The 15,596-nt window shown below is 64.2% G+C and carries 15 protein-coding genes; 10 read left to right on the forward strand and 5 right to left on the reverse strand.

Annotation, left to right across the window (positions count from 1 at the left end; translation table 11 throughout):
• Positions 1-284 precede the first annotated feature (284 nt).
• The 4 genes from N436_RS27680 to N436_RS27695 form a co-directional block, all read right to left on the reverse strand.
• A complete protein-coding gene (locus tag N436_RS27680; protein WP_105948783.1) occupies positions 285-986 on the reverse strand; it encodes a YoaK family protein in 702 nt (233 codons plus the stop codon).
• 9 nt (positions 987-995) lie between these two features.
• Positions 996-1,625, reverse strand: coding sequence for a riboflavin synthase subunit alpha (locus tag N436_RS27685; RefSeq protein WP_110742438.1), 630 nt, complete (start codon positions 1,623-1,625; stop codon positions 996-998).
• 83 nt (positions 1,626-1,708) lie between these two features.
• A complete protein-coding gene (treS, locus tag N436_RS27690) occupies positions 1,709-3,775 on the reverse strand; it encodes a maltose alpha-D-glucosyltransferase (RefSeq protein ID WP_110742439.1) in 2,067 nt (688 codons plus the stop codon).
• Positions 3,776-3,942: 167 nt separating this feature from the next.
• Positions 3,943-4,887 carry a LysR substrate-binding domain-containing protein gene (locus N436_RS27695; RefSeq protein ID WP_105948780.1) on the reverse strand — a complete coding sequence of 315 codons (945 nt, stop codon included), beginning with the start codon at positions 4,885-4,887 and terminating at the stop codon, positions 3,943-3,945.
• A 142-nt stretch (positions 4,888-5,029) separates the two neighbouring features.
• Here N436_RS27695 and gtdA point away from each other — a divergent pair, with 142 nt between their 5' ends.
• From gtdA to N436_RS27720, 5 genes are all read left to right on the forward strand, one after another.
• Complete coding sequence (gene gtdA / locus N436_RS27700; protein ID WP_110742440.1) at positions 5,030-6,085, forward strand: gentisate 1,2-dioxygenase; 1,056 nt, start codon at positions 5,030-5,032, stop codon at positions 6,083-6,085.
• 17 nt (positions 6,086-6,102) lie between these two features.
• Positions 6,103-6,801 (forward strand): fumarylacetoacetate hydrolase family protein, encoded by a 699-nt coding sequence (locus N436_RS27705; protein ID WP_110742441.1) that lies wholly within the window; start codon positions 6,103-6,105, stop codon positions 6,799-6,801.
• A gap of 81 nt (positions 6,802-6,882) precedes the next feature.
• Entirely contained in the window at positions 6,883-8,235 is a 1,353-nt protein-coding gene (locus tag N436_RS27710) for an aromatic acid/H+ symport family MFS transporter (RefSeq protein ID WP_110742442.1), read from the forward strand.
• An 18-nt stretch (positions 8,236-8,253) separates the two neighbouring features.
• Positions 8,254-8,895: a maleylacetoacetate isomerase gene (gene maiA / locus N436_RS27715; RefSeq protein ID WP_110742443.1), complete on the forward strand. Its 642-nt coding sequence runs from the start codon at positions 8,254-8,256 to the stop codon at positions 8,893-8,895.
• 29 nt (positions 8,896-8,924) lie between these two features.
• Positions 8,925-10,118, forward strand: coding sequence for a 3-hydroxybenzoate 6-monooxygenase (locus N436_RS27720; protein WP_110742444.1), 1,194 nt, complete (start codon positions 8,925-8,927; stop codon positions 10,116-10,118).
• Between the two features lie 59 nt (positions 10,119-10,177).
• Here the strand turns inward: N436_RS27720 and N436_RS27725 are convergent, their stop codons facing one another.
• On the reverse strand, positions 10,178-11,095 hold the full coding sequence (locus N436_RS27725) for a LysR family transcriptional regulator (RefSeq protein ID WP_016714094.1): 918 nt from the start codon (positions 11,093-11,095) through the stop codon (positions 10,178-10,180).
• Between the two features lie 120 nt (positions 11,096-11,215).
• On the opposite strand from N436_RS27725, the gene N436_RS27730 reads away from it, so the two are divergent.
• The 5 genes from N436_RS27730 to N436_RS27750 form a co-directional block, all read left to right on the forward strand.
• Positions 11,216-11,974 carry a 5-oxoprolinase subunit PxpA gene (locus N436_RS27730; RefSeq protein ID WP_110742445.1) on the forward strand — a complete coding sequence of 253 codons (759 nt, stop codon included), beginning with the start codon at positions 11,216-11,218 and terminating at the stop codon, positions 11,972-11,974.
• 89 nt (positions 11,975-12,063) lie between these two features.
• Positions 12,064-12,951, forward strand: coding sequence for an allophanate hydrolase subunit 1 (locus N436_RS27735; protein ID WP_110742446.1), 888 nt, complete (start codon positions 12,064-12,066; stop codon positions 12,949-12,951).
• On the forward strand, positions 12,948-13,925 hold the full coding sequence (locus tag N436_RS27740; RefSeq protein WP_105948771.1) for a biotin-dependent carboxyltransferase family protein: 978 nt from the start codon (positions 12,948-12,950) through the stop codon (positions 13,923-13,925). Before N436_RS27735 ends, N436_RS27740 begins: the two co-directional genes overlap by 4 nt.
• A 114-nt stretch (positions 13,926-14,039) precedes the next feature.
• Positions 14,040-14,915 carry a type IVB secretion system protein IcmH/DotU gene (icmH, locus tag N436_RS27745; protein ID WP_110742447.1) on the forward strand — a complete coding sequence of 292 codons (876 nt, stop codon included), beginning with the start codon at positions 14,040-14,042 and terminating at the stop codon, positions 14,913-14,915.
• A 19-nt stretch (positions 14,916-14,934) separates the two neighbouring features.
• Positions 14,935-15,596: type VI secretion system Vgr family protein (locus tag N436_RS27750; protein WP_146232686.1), on the forward strand; the 662-nt coding region annotated here is incomplete at its 3' end.

The raw sequence follows: 15,596 nt of genomic DNA on the forward strand, positions 1-15,596 counted from the left end.
ACATGCCGCAGGTGGCACATCGGCCGTCGAGTGCGACATTTTGTCATTGTCTATCGACATTATACAAATTGTCTACTATTCGTTTTTGCAGAGCTGTTCGCAGCTGGAACGGCTGCTACAGGTACGCCGTGGCACTGGCGGCATCGGAGATCGAGGACGTGCGAAAGCCGCCGCAGGAGCAGCACGGCAACTCAGAGCAGAAGATAGAGGGCATCGACGCGCGGATCGTCGAGCAGAAGGCCAGGCGCAAGGTGCTGGCGTAGCAGCACCCACGCAGCGGGTCGTCAGCGAGGCATGTAGCCGCGCTGCCAGGCGCGCGGGATGAACCGCGATACCAGGGCCAGCACACACGCCAGTGCGCAGCTGCCGGCCAGTGCCTGCAGGCCCAGGTGTTGTTGCAACCAGGCGCCGAGCGCGGCCCCCGACAGCATGCCGGCCCAAGGCACCAGCTGCACCCGCCAGCCGTTACGCCGCTCGCCCAGCAGCCAGCGCCCCAGGCCACGGCCGAAGCGGGACAGGGCGCCAGTAACGTAGGTCAGGCCGATGGGCAGGCCGTTCACCTGTTCGACCACGGCATTGATCATGCCCATGGCCAGTGTGGCGGCCAGTAATGCCGGGAAGGTGGCTGCCAACGGCCATACGGCTGCGAACCCCAGCAGTGCGGCGACCACCAGCAACACGGGCCAGGCCCGGCGGTGAAAGCCGCGTGCCAGCAGTACGCCCAGCGCATTGCCGGCGACAAAGCCCAATACCGCGCCACTCAGGCGCAGCACCAGGGGCAGGTCGGCTTCACTGATGGCCACCGCCAGGCGCGTGGTGTTGCCGCTCATGAATGACACGAAGTCACCCAGCGCCAGCAGGCCGATGGCATCGGTCATGCCAGCCAGCACCGACAGGGCGGCGACCAGGCCGAGGCCGACACGACCACGCAGGGTTTGCAGCCGCAGCCGCCTGGCCGTGCGCGCGGGGAGGGCATTGGGCAGCATGCGCAGGCCTCAGGGCAGCAGTTTTTCGCGGGCCAGGGTGCCTTTGATGGTGCGCTCCACCACGTCGACCAGCACCATGGTCTGGTGATCGACCTCGATATTGAGCAGCTCGCCGGCCTTGTAGCGGGCGAAGGTGGTCTGGCGTAGGGTTTCCGGGATCAGGTTGATGGTGATGACATTGTCGTCGACATCGGCAACGGTCAGGCTGCAGCCGTTGACCCCGATGAAACCGCGCGGGAACACGTACTTGCCCCATTCCGGCGGCATGCGAAACGTGATGAATGCACCGGTTTCCTTGATGGACAGCTCGACGATTTCCGCGGTGGTGGCGATGTGGCCGGCCATCAGGTGGCCGCCGATTTCGGCGTTCATTTTTGCCGAGCGTTCAATGTTGACGCCTTGGCCGGCCTTGAAATTGCGCAGGTTGGTGCGTTCCAGGGTGGCGTTCATGGCGTCGAACCTGACCTGCGTACCGTGAATTTCGGTGACCGACAGGCAAGTGCCCTCGACACTGACGCTGGCGCCGATCTTCAGTTCGTCGAGCAGTTCGGGGGTGAGGTCGATGGTGAACTGGTTGTGGCCCGGGTAGGAGGTCACATCAAGCAGAGGGCGGACGGCCTGGACGATGCCGGTGTACATGGAGTTGCTCCTGGGCACAAAAAGAAATCACCCGAACGCTATGCCTCTGGCGCTGCAAAATCAAGGTCGGCCTCTGCGCAGGTTTACAAATGCCCGCTGCTGTTGACGATCCGCAGGCACAGCGCCTCGTACGGGTCCAGGTTCACCATGAGGCGCCCGTCCTCGGTCAGGTCGCCTTCAACCGTCTCGTTGATCATGTCCACCACCGGCCCCGGCGTGAACCCGGTCAGTTGCAGTTCCTCCGCAATCACGTCCTGGCCAAAGTTCAACGCGCTGATCTGGATACCGCGCCCGGCCGGCAGTTCGTGCACCATCACCAGTAACCCCGGGCTGCTGACTTCAGGCACCAGCACCTGGCGGCTGGTGGCGATGCCATAGGCCTGGCGTACGGCCAGTAGCTTCTTCACCTTGCAGGCAAACGAGTCGCTGTTTTCCAGCTGGCTGTCCAGGCTTCCATACAGGGCGCGTGCACGGGGCATGCCGCGCACCGATTGCTCGGCCTGCGTGTCCAGCCCAGCCAGGTCGTAACCGCCCCGGTGAATCCAGCGGGTGTCGCCATCGAGCATGCGCTCGGCCACCGCGTCGGCGGGCAAGGGCAGGGCACCGACCAGGTCCCAGCCGGACAACGCCACCACCCCCGGCTGCATGGCGTTGTACATCACCAGCAGCAGGTGCACCTTCTGGATCTGTTCGATTTCTGCCGCGCCGATCTGCTCCAGGTCGCGCAGGCCCAGTGCTGCGGCAATCAGGCTGGCCGTGGTGCAGGCGATGCCGTTGGTGACGAAGCGCAGGTTGTACGGCGCGTGCTCGCCCGATAGCCGTTCGTAAATCTCTTCACGGATGTGTTCGCGCAGGATGCTGCCGGGCAGCGTCTGGCCCTTGTACAGGTACATGTCGTGGGCGTGCAGGGTCCAGAAGTGCACCAGCTCTACGGTCAGCTCGTCGTGGTTCTGCAGGGCATGGATCAGCGAGGCCGGGTCGATGCCGAAAGTGTGCATTTCCTTGAGCATCAGGCGCAGGAATGCGGTGTCGCCGGTCAGCAGTGCATGCTGGTAGGCCGGCCGGGTAATGAAATCGTAGGACAGGTCGGCGCCGCCTTTGGACATCTGCGCGATGTCGTCCAGGGTGAGGTTAAGCTCCTGGAAGCTGAAGCCGCCGGCTTTGCGGATCATGCCGCCGATCAGCTGATTGCCGACAATCGACAGTGGGTGGCTTTCCGACCAGGCGGTGTCGTTGGCCCGTGTTTCCACGCCGAGAAATCCGTTGGCGTCCAGGCGCAGGCCTCGGGCGCCCAGGCAGTCCAGGGCGTGCAGGGCATCGCCAATGATCATTTGCTGGGCGGCGAAGGTCGGGTCCAGCCAGTTCAGAGACGGTTGGCCTTCCTTGAAATAGTGCAGGTATACCCAGCGTCGCGTCTTGCCGTCGACACCGGTAACCGGCGCTGTAGCGCTCCAGTCGGTTTCCTTCACACCTGGCTCGAAGAAGATGACACGTTGCAGTTGGCCGACGATGTAATGGCGGGCCCTGAGCTCGTCGCACTGGGCGGGCAGCAGGTTGACCGCGTCACGGCCGGCGGGCACCTCCGGCAATAGCGGCCAGTCTTCCTCGCGGATTTCGACCATGTGGTACAGCCCCGGGTAGGGCCCGTGTGCCAGTTCTGCCAGGCGGAAGTCGGCACCCTTGCCGGTGTGTGAGGGGATCAGGTCGTCGATGGTCACGGCGTTGTGCGCCGCGGCCATGCGGCTCATCTGGATCAGTTCCTGTTCGCTGCCGTACAGCGGGTCGATGTCGAAGCTGATGCGGTCGAAGTTGCCGTCCACGCTGGGGGTGAGTTCGCGACCGCGAATCCCGCCTGACAACTTGATCGGGCCGGTGTGCAGGCCCTGGATGCCGATATCCGACAAGCGCTTCCACAGCGCTTCGTGGGCCAGGGCGCCGAGCACCGAGCAGCCTGGCGGGGCGATGATGGCGTCGGGGTACACCGTCAGCCAGACTGAGGCGATCTCGGTGGCGCGGCGGGGCTGGGCTTCGGCGTACGGCTGCTGCCACAACCGGGACTGGCCTGAATACAGCCTGGCGCGCGCTTGGGAGGCCTTGAGCATGGCGCGGTCTTCGAGCCATTTGACGTATGACGGGTCGGGCTGGGTCATTTCGCGTCCTCTTTGCGTGTCGGCACCGGCTCAGGTTATGACGGCATAGGTGGCTGATCGTTCGGCTCGAGATCGGTTTTGCCTTCATCGCCGGCAAGCCAGCTCCCACAGGTACTGCACAGGTCTGAATGCATGTGAAATACCTGTGGGAGCTGGCTTGCCGGCGATTAGGCCTTAACAGGCGCAGATGCTGGCCGAATAGGCACCCGGGCCGCCTCCCGCAGGCTTTCCAGCAAGTCCAGCACCGCGCCTTCGATATGCGGCTCATCACGCCAGCACATGCCAATCGACCCTTCCGCCTCCAGCTCGAAATCCAGCCGCTGCAGCAACCCGCGCCCATGGAAATGCTCGGCGACCCGCCCCGAAGCCACCGACAGCATGTCGCTGTTCTGCATCAACCACAGGTTGGCCATCAGCGATGACGACTCGATACGGCACGGCAGCGGTTTGCGCCCGGCGTTGCTCAGGGCGGTATCCAGGCGATTGCGAATCGGCGTGGCCGGTGGCCACAGCAGCCAGTCGTACTGGTACAGGTCGTCCCAGCTCAGGCCCGTGCGTGTGGCCAATGGATGGTCGGGGCGGGCGACCACCTGCATCGGTTCACGGAACAGCATTTCGCTGTGCAGCGCCTGGCTCGGCTGGTAATTGTCGACGCGCCCGACCACCACGTCCAGCTGGCCCAGCTGAAGGCGCTCCAGCAGCACGTTCATGGTGCTTTCCTGCAGTGATACCTGCGCTTTCGGGTGCTTTTCCAGGAAGTAGAGGATGGCATCCGGCACCAGGCTCGGCGCCGAAGCGGGCGAGGTGCCGATGGCCACGTTGGGCGTATTGCCTTCGCGCAAGGCATCGAGGTTGCTCTGCGCCCGCTCCATTTCGCTGAGGATGCGCCGCGCATGGTTGACCAGCAACGTGCCCTCTGCGGTCGGCCTCAGGCCGCGGGCATGGCGCTCGAACAGGAGCGCGCCGGCGTCTTCCTCCAGCTCCTTGAGGAACTTCGACAGGCCGGGCTGGGTGGTATAGGCCTGCCGGGCGGTGTCGCTGAGGTTGCCGGTTTCGGCCAAGGTCACCAGCAGTTGCAAGTGGCGCGGGCGCAGGCGGCGGGTCCAGTGCATGGCGTATCTCTCATCATCTTTTTTATATGGCTGCATATGAAAATATCATTTTTTTTGTATGTGGCGCGGGCGTTTAATCGGACCCACAACGGGGGCGCTGCCACGGCCATCCGCCCCTCCACAGCCCACCACAGGTGACGCGATGCATAACAACGACAACATCGACACGGCCCGCGCCGGCTTCTATCAACGCATCGACAGCCAGGCGTTGTTCCCGCTGTGGGAGCAACTGCACAACCTGGTACCGCCACAGCCCACCACAGCGTGCGTTGCCGCGCTTTGGCGCTTCAGCGAAGTGCGCCCGTATCTGATGGAAGCTGGCCAGCTGATCAGCGCCGAAGAAGCCGTGCGCCGGGTACTGGTGCTGGAAAACCCGGGTATTCGCGGCCAGGCCTCGATCACTCCCAGCCTGTACGCCGGCCTGCAATTGATCCTGCCGGGCGAAATTGCCCCCAGCCACCGCCACAGCCAATCGGCGCTGCGCTTCGTGGTCGAAGGCAAGGGCGCCTATACGGCCGTGGACGGTGAGCGCACGACCATGCACCCGGGCGATTTCATCATCACCCCGTCCTGGACCTGGCACGACCATGGCAACCCGAGCGAAGCCGAGGGCGGTGAACCGGTGATCTGGCTGGACGGCCTCGACATCCCCACGGTGCGTTTCTATGGCGCGGGCTTTGCCGAGAACTACCCCGAAGCGGTGCAGCCCGTCAGCCGGCCCGAGGGCAACAGCCTGGCCCGTTATGGCGCCAACATGCTGCCGCTGCGCCATGAGGTACAGGGCACCACCTCGCCGATTTTCAGTTACCCCTATGCGCGCACCCGCGAAGCCTTGGCCACGCTTGAACGCCAAGGCGAAGTGGATGCATGGGACGGCGTGAAGCTGCGCTACGTCAACCCAGCCACCGGGGGCTGGGCCATGCCCACCATTGGCACCTGCATGCAACTGCTGCCGCGCGGTTTCGTCGGCAAGACTGCCCGTTGCACCGACGCCACCGTGTACTCGGTAGTCGAGGGCCGTGGCCGAGCGGTCATCGGCGGGCAGACCTTCCACTTTGAGCCCAAGGACACCTTCGTGGTGCCGAGCTGGGTGCCGTTGAGCCTGCAGGCCGACGACGAGTGTGTGCTGTTCAGCTATTCCGACCGGCCGGTGCAGGAAGCCCTAGGGCTGCTGCGCGAAGCCCGCGAACACCATTGATCCAAGGAATCCCTGCCATGACTTACCTGTTCGAACCTGCCGCCACCCCCAGCCTGCCGATTGCCGGCAGCGACCAGCGCTTCCCGGTACGCCGTGTGTACTGCGTCGGCCGCAACTACGCTGCGCACGCCCGGGAAATGGGCTTCGACCCCGACCGCGAGCCGCCGTTCTTCTTCTGCAAGCCTGCTGACGCCGTAGTGCCGGTGGCCGAGGGCCAGACCCTGGAGCTGCCGTACCCGGCAGAAACCAGCAACTACCACTATGAAATCGAGCTGGTTGCGGCCATCGGCAAAGGCGGGCGCGACATTCCGCTGGAGCAGGCCAACCAGCATGTGTTCGGTTACGCCGTTGGCCTGGACATGACCCGCCGCGACCTGCAGATGAAGATGCGCGAGATGGGCCGCCCGTGGGAGATCGGTAAAGCGTTCGATGCCTCCGCGCCAATTGCACCGTTGCACCCTGCAAGCCAGGTCGGCCACCCGGCGCAGGCCGGCATCTGGCTGCAGGTAGAGGGCGCGGACCGTCAGCGCAGCGACATTGACAAGCTGATCTGGTCGGTGCCGGAAACCATCGCCTACCTGTCGCGTTTCTTCGAACTGCAGCCCGGCGACCTGATCATGACCGGCACCCCCGAGGGCGTTGGCCCGGTGGTGGCGGGTGAGTTGATGGTGGGCGGGGTCGACGGTCTGGGCGAGCTCCACGTCCGCGTCGTCTGACTGCCCTGGGCCGGCGCCGTCGGCCCTTCCTCCTGGTTTTACACGTGGCCTGCGCCAGGCGCCGGCCCGGAGGTTTCGCTCATGTCTTCCACTGACAAAAACAACACCGTGGATGTACAAGCCTTTATCGACAGCCAACCGGTTGCCACCTTCCAGTGGCGCATCCTGTTGCTGTGTTTTCTGGTGACCGCCATCGATGGCCTGGACACGGCGGCGATCGGTTTCATTGCCCCGGCATTGCGCGAGCACTGGCAGATCGGCGCCGCCGACCTTGGCCCGGTGCTGGGCGCGGCGTTGGTCGGTTTGATGCTCGGCGCGTTCATGGCCGGGCCGCTGGCCGACCGCTTCGGCCGCAAGCGCGTGCTGTTGCTGTCGGTGGCCTGCTTCGGTGCCTTCAGCCTGGCTGCTGCGTTTGCCCAGGACCTGCACAGCCTGGCGGTGCTGCGCCTGCTCACCGGCCTGGGCCTTGGCGGGACAATGCCCAACGCCATCACCCTGACCTCCGAGTACTGCCCGCAGCGGCGTCGTTCGCTGATGGTGACCGGCATGTTTTGCGGTTTCACCTTGGGCTCGGCCTTGGGCGGGGTGGTCGCTGCGCAGCTGCTGCCGATGTTCGGCTGGCGCAGCGTGCTGGCCCTGGGTGGGGTGCTGCCGCTGGCGTTGCTGCCAATCCTGGTACTGGCCTTGCCCGAGTCAGTGCGCTTTCTGGTGCGGCGTAACCCGGGCGATGCCAAGGCACTGGCTATCGTGCAGCGCATGGGTGCTTTGCCGGCGGGTTGCCAGGGCTTGCGCCTGGACGACGTGGTGGAAGGGCATTCGCCGGTCCGGCAGATTCTTGCCACACCGTTACGTCGCGGCACCCTGGCGCTGTGGCTGGTGTTCTTCGTGAGCCTGCTGATCATCTACGGCATGACCAACTGGCTGCCACTGCTGGTGCGCGACACGGGCCTTAGCCTGAGCCAGGCAGCGCTGGTCAGCGCGCTGTTCCAGATCGGCGGCACGCTTGGCGCGCTGTGCCTGGGCGCAGCCATGGACCGTTTCGACCCACACAACGTGCTGGTGCTAGCCCTGCTTGGCGGCGCGGCGTGCCTGTTCGCCATCGGCCAATGCCACGGCGACTACGCAATGCTGGGCCTGAGCGTTGCCGGCATGGGCTTTTGCATCAGCGGCTCGCAGGTGGGCGCCAATGCCCTGGCGGCCGCGTTTTACCCCACCGCCAGCCGCGCCACGGGGGTGAGTTGGGCGCATGGGGTAGGGCGTATCGGTTCGGTGTGCGGCACCTTCGGCGGCGCGCTGTTGGTGGATGCCGGGTTGTCCTTCGAGGTGCTGTTCGGCGTGCTCATGCTGCCGGCTGTGCTGGCCGCTGCGGCGATCTTCTTCAAGGGCGCGCAGCCTGCCACCGCACTGCGCGCCAATACCCACGTCACGCTCTGATCGAGCAGGAATACTGCCATGCAGCTCTACAGTTTTTTCAACAGTTCCACGTCGTATCGGGTGCGCATCGCCCTTGCCCTCAAAGGCCTGGAGGTGGACTACCACGGTGTCAACCTGCGTGCCGGTGAACAACGCCAGGCGCAGCACCGTGAGCTCAGCCCGATTGGCGGCGTACCGGTGCTGGTCGGCAATGACGGCGTCAGCCTGACCCAATCGCTGGCCATTATTGACTACCTCGACGCGCTGTACCCCCAGGCGCCGTTGCTACCAAAACAGCCTCTGCTCCGCGCACGGGTGCTGGAAGTCGCACAGTTGATCGCCTGCGATATCCACCCCCTGAACAACGTGCGCGTGTTGGGTTACCTGCAACGCGTGCTGGAAGTGGGGCCTGAGGAAAAAGACCGCTGGTACGCCCACTGGGTGGCCGAAGGCCTGGCTCCGCTCGAAGCCTTGCTGCAACGTCATGGCGATGGGCCGTATTGCTTTGGCGAGCACCCCACCCTGGCAGATTGCTGCCTGGTGCCGCAGGTGGCCAACGCCGAGCGCATGGGCTGTGACCTGCACGCCTACCCACGGGTGATGGCGGTGTACGAGCACTGCCAGGCACAACCCGCCTTCCAGCGCGCCGCCCCGGGTCGCCAACCCGATTTCATCCAATAAGCACCGCAGCCTGTAAGGAGACCCTAACCATGACTGCCCAACAACAAAAAATCATCATCGTCGGCGGTGGCATTGGTGGCCTCGCGGCTGCCCAGGCCCTGACCGCACAAGGTATCCAGGTGCTGCTGCTGGAGCAGGCCGACCACATTGGCGAAATTGGCGCCGGCATTCAGCTTGGGCCCAATGCCTATGCCGCGCTGGATGCCCTGGGCGTGGGCGATGCAGCGCGCAATCGCTCGGTGTTTACCGATCACCTGATCATGATGGACGCCATCGATGCCCATGAAGTAGGGCGCATCGAAGTAGGCGAGCGCTTCCGCCAGCGCTTCGGCAACCCGTATGGCGTGATCCATCGCGCCGACATTCACTTGTCGATTCTCGAAGCGGTGCGGCAGAACCCGCTGATCCGTTTCCAGACTTCGACCCATATCGCCGGAATGGAAATGCACGACCACGGCGTGACCCTGACCGACAGCAAAGGCAACCGCTACCAGGCCGATGCGGTGATTGGCTGCGACGGCGTCAAGTCAGTGATTCGCGAGCGCATGGTCGGCGACCCGGCGCGGGTCACCGGGCATGTGGTGTACCGGGCCGTGGTGGACGTGCAGAACATGCCCGAAGACCTGCGCGTCAACGCACCGATGCTGTGGGCCGGCCCACGCTGCCATTTGGTGCATTACCCGCTGCGCGGCGGCCAGCAGTACAACCTGGTGGTGACGTTCCACAGCCGTCACGAGGAACAGTGGGGCGTGACCGACGGCAGCAAGGAAGAGGTGCTGTCGTACTTCGAAGGCATTCACGAGCGGCCCCGGCAGATGCTCGACCGGCCAACCTCGTGGCGCCGCTGGGCCACGGCCGACCGTGACCCGGTAGAGCAGTGGGGCGAAGGGCGGGCCACCTTGCTGGGCGATGCCGCCCACCCGATGACCCAGTACCTGGCGCAGGGGGCATGCATGGCGCTGGAAGACGCGGTGGTGCTGGGGCAGGCGGTGAAGGCCTGCGAGCATGACCTGCAGGCAGCGTTCCGCTTGTACGAGTCGATCCGTATTCCCCGTACCGCGCGGGTATTGTGGTCTGCGCGGGAAATGGGGCGGCTTTACCATGCCAAGGGTGTCGAGCGGCTGGTGCGTAACCACTTGTGGGAAGGGCGTTCGCAGGATCAGTTTTATGATGCGGTGCAGTGGTTGTATGGCTGGAACATCGATACCTGCCTGAAACGCTGAGGCAATACCGGCCTCTTCGCGGGCGTGCCCGCGAAGAGGCCGAGCCTGCAAACACATAATCACCGCCGCGCCGACAACTGCTGCGGCGCCAGAAACGCATCATGAAAGTAGTTACGCACGGCCTGCATCGCCGGGCTGAACGCCCGCTCCCGGTGCCAGGCCAACCCCACGCTCATCGGCGTAACCGGGTCGCTGATGGTCACTGTCTCGATGCGTTTGCCCTCCAGCGACCAAGGCCGATGTACCAGGTCTGACAGGATCGCCACGCCACTGCCATTGGCAACCATGCTGCGCACGGCTTCCACCGAACTGGTCCGCACCCGCACGCTTGGCCGTTGTCCGGCGTGTTCCCAGTAGCGCATGGCGCTTTGCTCGGCTTCGTCCACGGTCAGCAGAATGAACGGCTCACAGGCCACGTCGGCCAGGCTCACCGACGAGCGCTCGCACAGCGGATGGTGACCGGGCAGCCATAGCCGACGCTCGGAGTTGAACAGCGTCTCCGAAACGATATCGGGGTGGGTGAGGTTGGCGGTGAGCACTACCGCCATGTCGAAACGCCCCTCCAGCAAGCCTTGCTCGATGGCGCTGCGCTCTTGCTCGTACAGCTCCAGGGTCACGTCCGGGTGCCAGTGTTCAAGGCGCTGCAGGTGGTGAGGCAGGAAGTAGCCAATCACGGTGTAGCTTGCCGCCAGGCGCAGCAGGCCGCTTGCACGCACGTTCGGCAGCGGGCTGTTCAACGCGTCATCGACACTGCGCAGAATCACATAGGCGCGGTTCAGAAAGTGTCGGCCAGCCTCGGTCAGGTTCATGCCCTGAGCCGAGCGCTGGAACAGCAGCACGCCAAGCATGGCTTCCAGTTCCTTGATGGCCGTGGTTACCGCCGACTGGGAGATATTCAGGTGGATCGCTGCCTGGGAAATCTGGCCGATCTCGGCGGTTGCGACAAAATAGCGGACCTGGCGCAGGGTCAGTGACACGGTTGGCTCCTGTGGTATCTGATTTTCCGAAGACACCCTATCTGTTTATAAATCTTCCCAAGGGGGTGTGGAGAATCTAACGTGGCTTGCATGCAGTCACAAGCGCCAGGAGAGACAGTCATGCAGGTGGTGGATTTCAACTCGGACATGGGTGAGGGGTTTGGCCCGTGGACCATTGGCGATGGCGTCGACAACGAGCTGATGGGCCATATCAGCACGGCGAACATCGCCACGGGCTTCCATGCCGGCGACCCTGGCACCATGCGCCGCACCGTAGAGCGGGCCAAGGCGTTGGGCGTTGCGGTGGGTGCCCACCCGGGTTTCCGAGACCTGGTGGGCTTTGGCCGCCGGCATATCAACGCCCCGGCCCAGGAGCTGGTCGACGACATGCTTTACCAACTGGGTGCACTGCGAGAAATTGCCCGTGCACAAGGTGTGCGCCTGCAGCACATCAAGCCGCACGGTGCGCTGTACATGCACTTGGCGCGTGACGAGGAAGTCGCGCGCCTGTTGGTGGAAAACCTGCGGGTGATCGAGCCGGAGCTATTGCTGTACTGCATGCCGGGCTCGGTGATCTGCCGTATTGCCCAGGAACTTGGCCAGCCGGTGGTCCGCGAGTTCTACGCCGACCGCGAGTACGACCTGAGCGGCTCTATCGTCTTTACCCGCAATGTGCGTGGCTACGACCCCACGGCGGTTGCAGAGCGGGTACTGCGTGCTTGCCGGCAAGGCGTGGTACGTACGGTCGAAGGCCAGGACCTGGCCATCGCGTTCGACTCCATCTGCCTGCACAGCGATACCCCCGGCGCGCTCGACCTGGTAGAGGCCACGCGCAAGGCGCTGGACGCAGCCGGTATCGTGGTGCGTGCGCCACGTTGAGCCCATGAGGCATCCGGCAGGCACAAGCCGGAGCCCGTATAGGTTGTTTTCGCCTGCCTTTCTATAAAGATTCCAAAAAAGGAACAGTCATGGCCGAATCGCTTGCTACAACCCCGATCCGCTACAGCTTCGGCGCCGACGAGCACCTGTTTGCCGAAGTCAGCGACAGCATGTCGCTGGAAGCCTTCTTCAAGGGCATGGCCGTCACCCGCGCCGTGGAGCGGCTGGCCCTGGAGGGCGTGCTGGACGTGTGCCTGGCCAACGCCTCGTTCCAGATCCGCTTCGACCCGGACCGTATCGCCCCCGATGCACTGCTTGAAGCCGTGCGCGGTGCCGAAGCGCAGGCCGTGGCCGAGCGTTCGTTGCAGACGCGAATCATCGAGATCCCGGTGCTGTACAACGACCCCTGGACCCACGAAACCCTGATGCGCTTTCGTGACCGTCATCAAGACCCGGCCAGCACTGACCTGGAGTACGCGGCACGTATCAACGGCCTGGCCGATGTCGAGGCATTCATCGCCGCACACAGCGGCGCGCCGTGGTTCGTGTCGATGGTCGGCTTCGTTGCCGGCCTGCCCTTCATGTTCCAGATGGTCGAGCGCGAACGGCAGTTGCAGGTGCCCAAGTACCTGCGCCCGCGTACCGACACACCCAAGCTCACCCTGGGCCATGGCGGCTGTTTCGGCTGCATCTACTCGGTGCGCGGAGCAGGGGGCTACCAGATGTTCGGCGTTACCCCGGCACCGATCTACGACCCGCAGCAGACCTTGAACTACCTGAAAGCGCACATGGTGTTCTTCCGTCCGGGTGACATCGTGCAATTCAAACCCATCGACCGCCGTGCCTATGACCAGGCCGTGGCGGATGTTGAAGAAGGCCGTTTCGACCTGCGCATTCGCCCTGTGGAGTTTTCCCTGGACGCCTTCCTCGCCGACCCGGTCGGCTACCCCAAATCGCTGCAGGAGGTATTGGCATGATCAAGGTCCTCAAACCGGGCTTGGCGACGTCTGTGCAGGACCTGGGCCGCGAAGGCTACTACCACTTGGGTATCCCGCCGTCAGGCGCCCTCGACCAGTACGCCCTGAGTGCGGCCAACCACCTGGTGGGCAACCCGGCCGGCGCCGCAGGCCTGGAGTGCGCGCTGGTGGGCCCGGAGCTGGAGTTCCAGCAGGACACACTGGTGGCCGTGTGCGGTGCGCAGATGCCAGCGCTGCTCGATGGTCGCGAGCAGCGCCCGGACACGGCGTTTGCCGTACGTGCCGGGCAGGTGTTGCGTTTCGGCTTTCCCACCGCAGGCGCGCGGGCTTACCTGGCGGTGGCCGGCGGTATCGATGTGCCCGAGGTACTGGGTAGCCGTTCCACCTACGCGTTGGGAGCGTTGGGCGGCTTCCAGGGGCGCAAACTGATGGCGGGCGACCTGCTACCGGTCGGCATGCCCAGCGGCAAGACCCGCGCGGGTGCAAGCCTGCCCATGGCCCTGCGCCAGGCCTTGGGCGGCGAAGTGGTGTTGCGTGTGGTGCCGGGGCTGTACTTTCACCGCCTCACCGAAGCTGCAGCGCAAAGCTTCTTCACCGAAGCCTGGACCGTCGGTTCCGAAGCGGACCGTATCGGCTATCGCTACAAAGGCGGCAGTGCCTTGAGCTTTCAGCCACGGGAACAACCGTTCGGTGCGGGGTCGGATCCGTCGAACATCGTCGACAGCTGCTACCCGATCGGCTCGATCCAGGTGCCGGCAGGGTTGGAGCCGATCATCCTGCACCGCGATGCCGTGTCGGGTGGCGGCTACGCCATGATCGGAACAGTGATCAGCGCCGACCTGGACCTGATCGGCCAGATGCAGCCCAACCAGCAGGCACGGTTCCTGGCGGTAAGCCTGGACCAGGCGCTGGAGGCGCGGCGTTCGTACAAGAAGAAGCTGGCTTGCCTGGCCAGGCTCTTCGGAAATGTTTAGAAACTAGACGAAGAGAAGGATCCTACAACCGTTTAGGAAGCCCCAGACTCCTTGAAGAATTGATTCCCCGATAGTGTTCCTGTCTTCAGCCTGCTGGAAGACAAGGACCACTTCATGCCCGGCCCACTCGATATTCCTCCGGTAAAACCCGAGGGCGCCTCCGATGCCCGCGATGTAACCGAAAACACCCTGCACGGGATGCTCGATGGCCCGCAGGAGACCGGCTCGCCTTACCCGGCCGACGAGGGAAGGCGAGCCGATCACCCGGATTACGAAGGCTACCCCGCGGACCCGGACTTCCAACTGCGCGGCGGCTTCGAGAACCTGATGCTCGACGCCGCCACCCCGCTGTTCGGCCTGGCCATTCGCCTGAGCACACTGGATGACCTGCCCAACATCGCCTATGTGCACAAGACCGTGCAGAACCAGGTCCGCAACATCCGCGAAGAAATCCGGCAGCACGGCTACCCCGTTGCCCAGCAGGAAGTCTACTCCTACGGCCTGTGCCTGTTCCTGGACGAGGCCGTGATGAGCCGCCCCTGGGGCAACAATTCGTGCTGGAGCCACGAACCGCTGCTCAGCATCTTCCACGACGAAACCCAGGGCGGCGAAAAAATCTTCGTGCTGCTCGAACGGGTCATGCAGTCGCCCAAGGAGTTCCAGGATGTACTGGAGTTCCTGTACTTCTGCATTTGCCTGGGCCTGCGCGGCAAGCACGCCCTCGACCCCAAGTGCGACGACATCATCAAGGCCCTGATCTCGCGCATGCACAAGGTCATCCGCGAACTGCGCGGCCCCACGCCGGAAGAGCTCTGCGACCCCTACACCAACGTCGTCGATCGCCCCTACCGCAGGCGGCGTTGGGAATGGCCCTGGTGGAGCCCGTTGGTGCTCTCGGCCATCGCCATGGTCTGCGCCTACAGCTATTACAGCTACCGCCTCGACCTGATCACCGCCGAGGTACTGGAGTCGCTTAACGCCATTTTGTAGCAGTAGCAGGGGATGCCACATGCCTAGCCAAACCGATTTGCGTTTTACCTTCCAGCCGCTGGTTGGCCGCAGCGAGTTCGAGGTGGTGTCGTTCGAACTGGACGAAGCCATCAGCACGCCGTTCCAGTTGCAACTGGAGTTGGTCAGCTTCCAGGACGATGTCGACTTCGGCCAACTGCTCGACAAGCCGGTGCTGTTCACGATCTGGGACGGTGAGCGCCCGCTGCGCTACGTCCACGGCCTGGTCAGCACCTTCAGCCAGGGTGAAACAGGCTTTCATCGCACCCGTTACCACGCCTTGGTCGAACCCACGCTGGCCCGCGCCGGGTTGCGCTCGAACTGGCGCATCTTCCAGCAGAAAACCGTGCCTCAGATTCTGCAGATGATGCTCGAGCGCCAGGGCATCACCGGCTACACGCTGAAGAGCATCGACAAACACGAGGTGCGCGAGTTCTGCGTGCAGGCCGGTGAAACCGACCTCGACTTCATCGCCCGCCTGGCTGCCGAAGAAGGCTTCGTCTACCGCTTCGAACACACGCCAAAAGGCCACACGCTGATCATCACCGACCGGTTGCTGGCGCTGGGGCAGATCAGCCTGGGCGCCATCCAGGCCGACGACGCGGACGACGGTGTCTTCGAGCCGGACGACATCGACCCCAACCAGGTGCTGTACCACGCCAC

This window comes from Pseudomonas sp. RV120224-01b (assembly GCF_003208145.1).
Classification (GTDB): domain Bacteria; phylum Pseudomonadota; class Gammaproteobacteria; order Pseudomonadales; family Pseudomonadaceae; genus Aquipseudomonas; species Aquipseudomonas monteilii.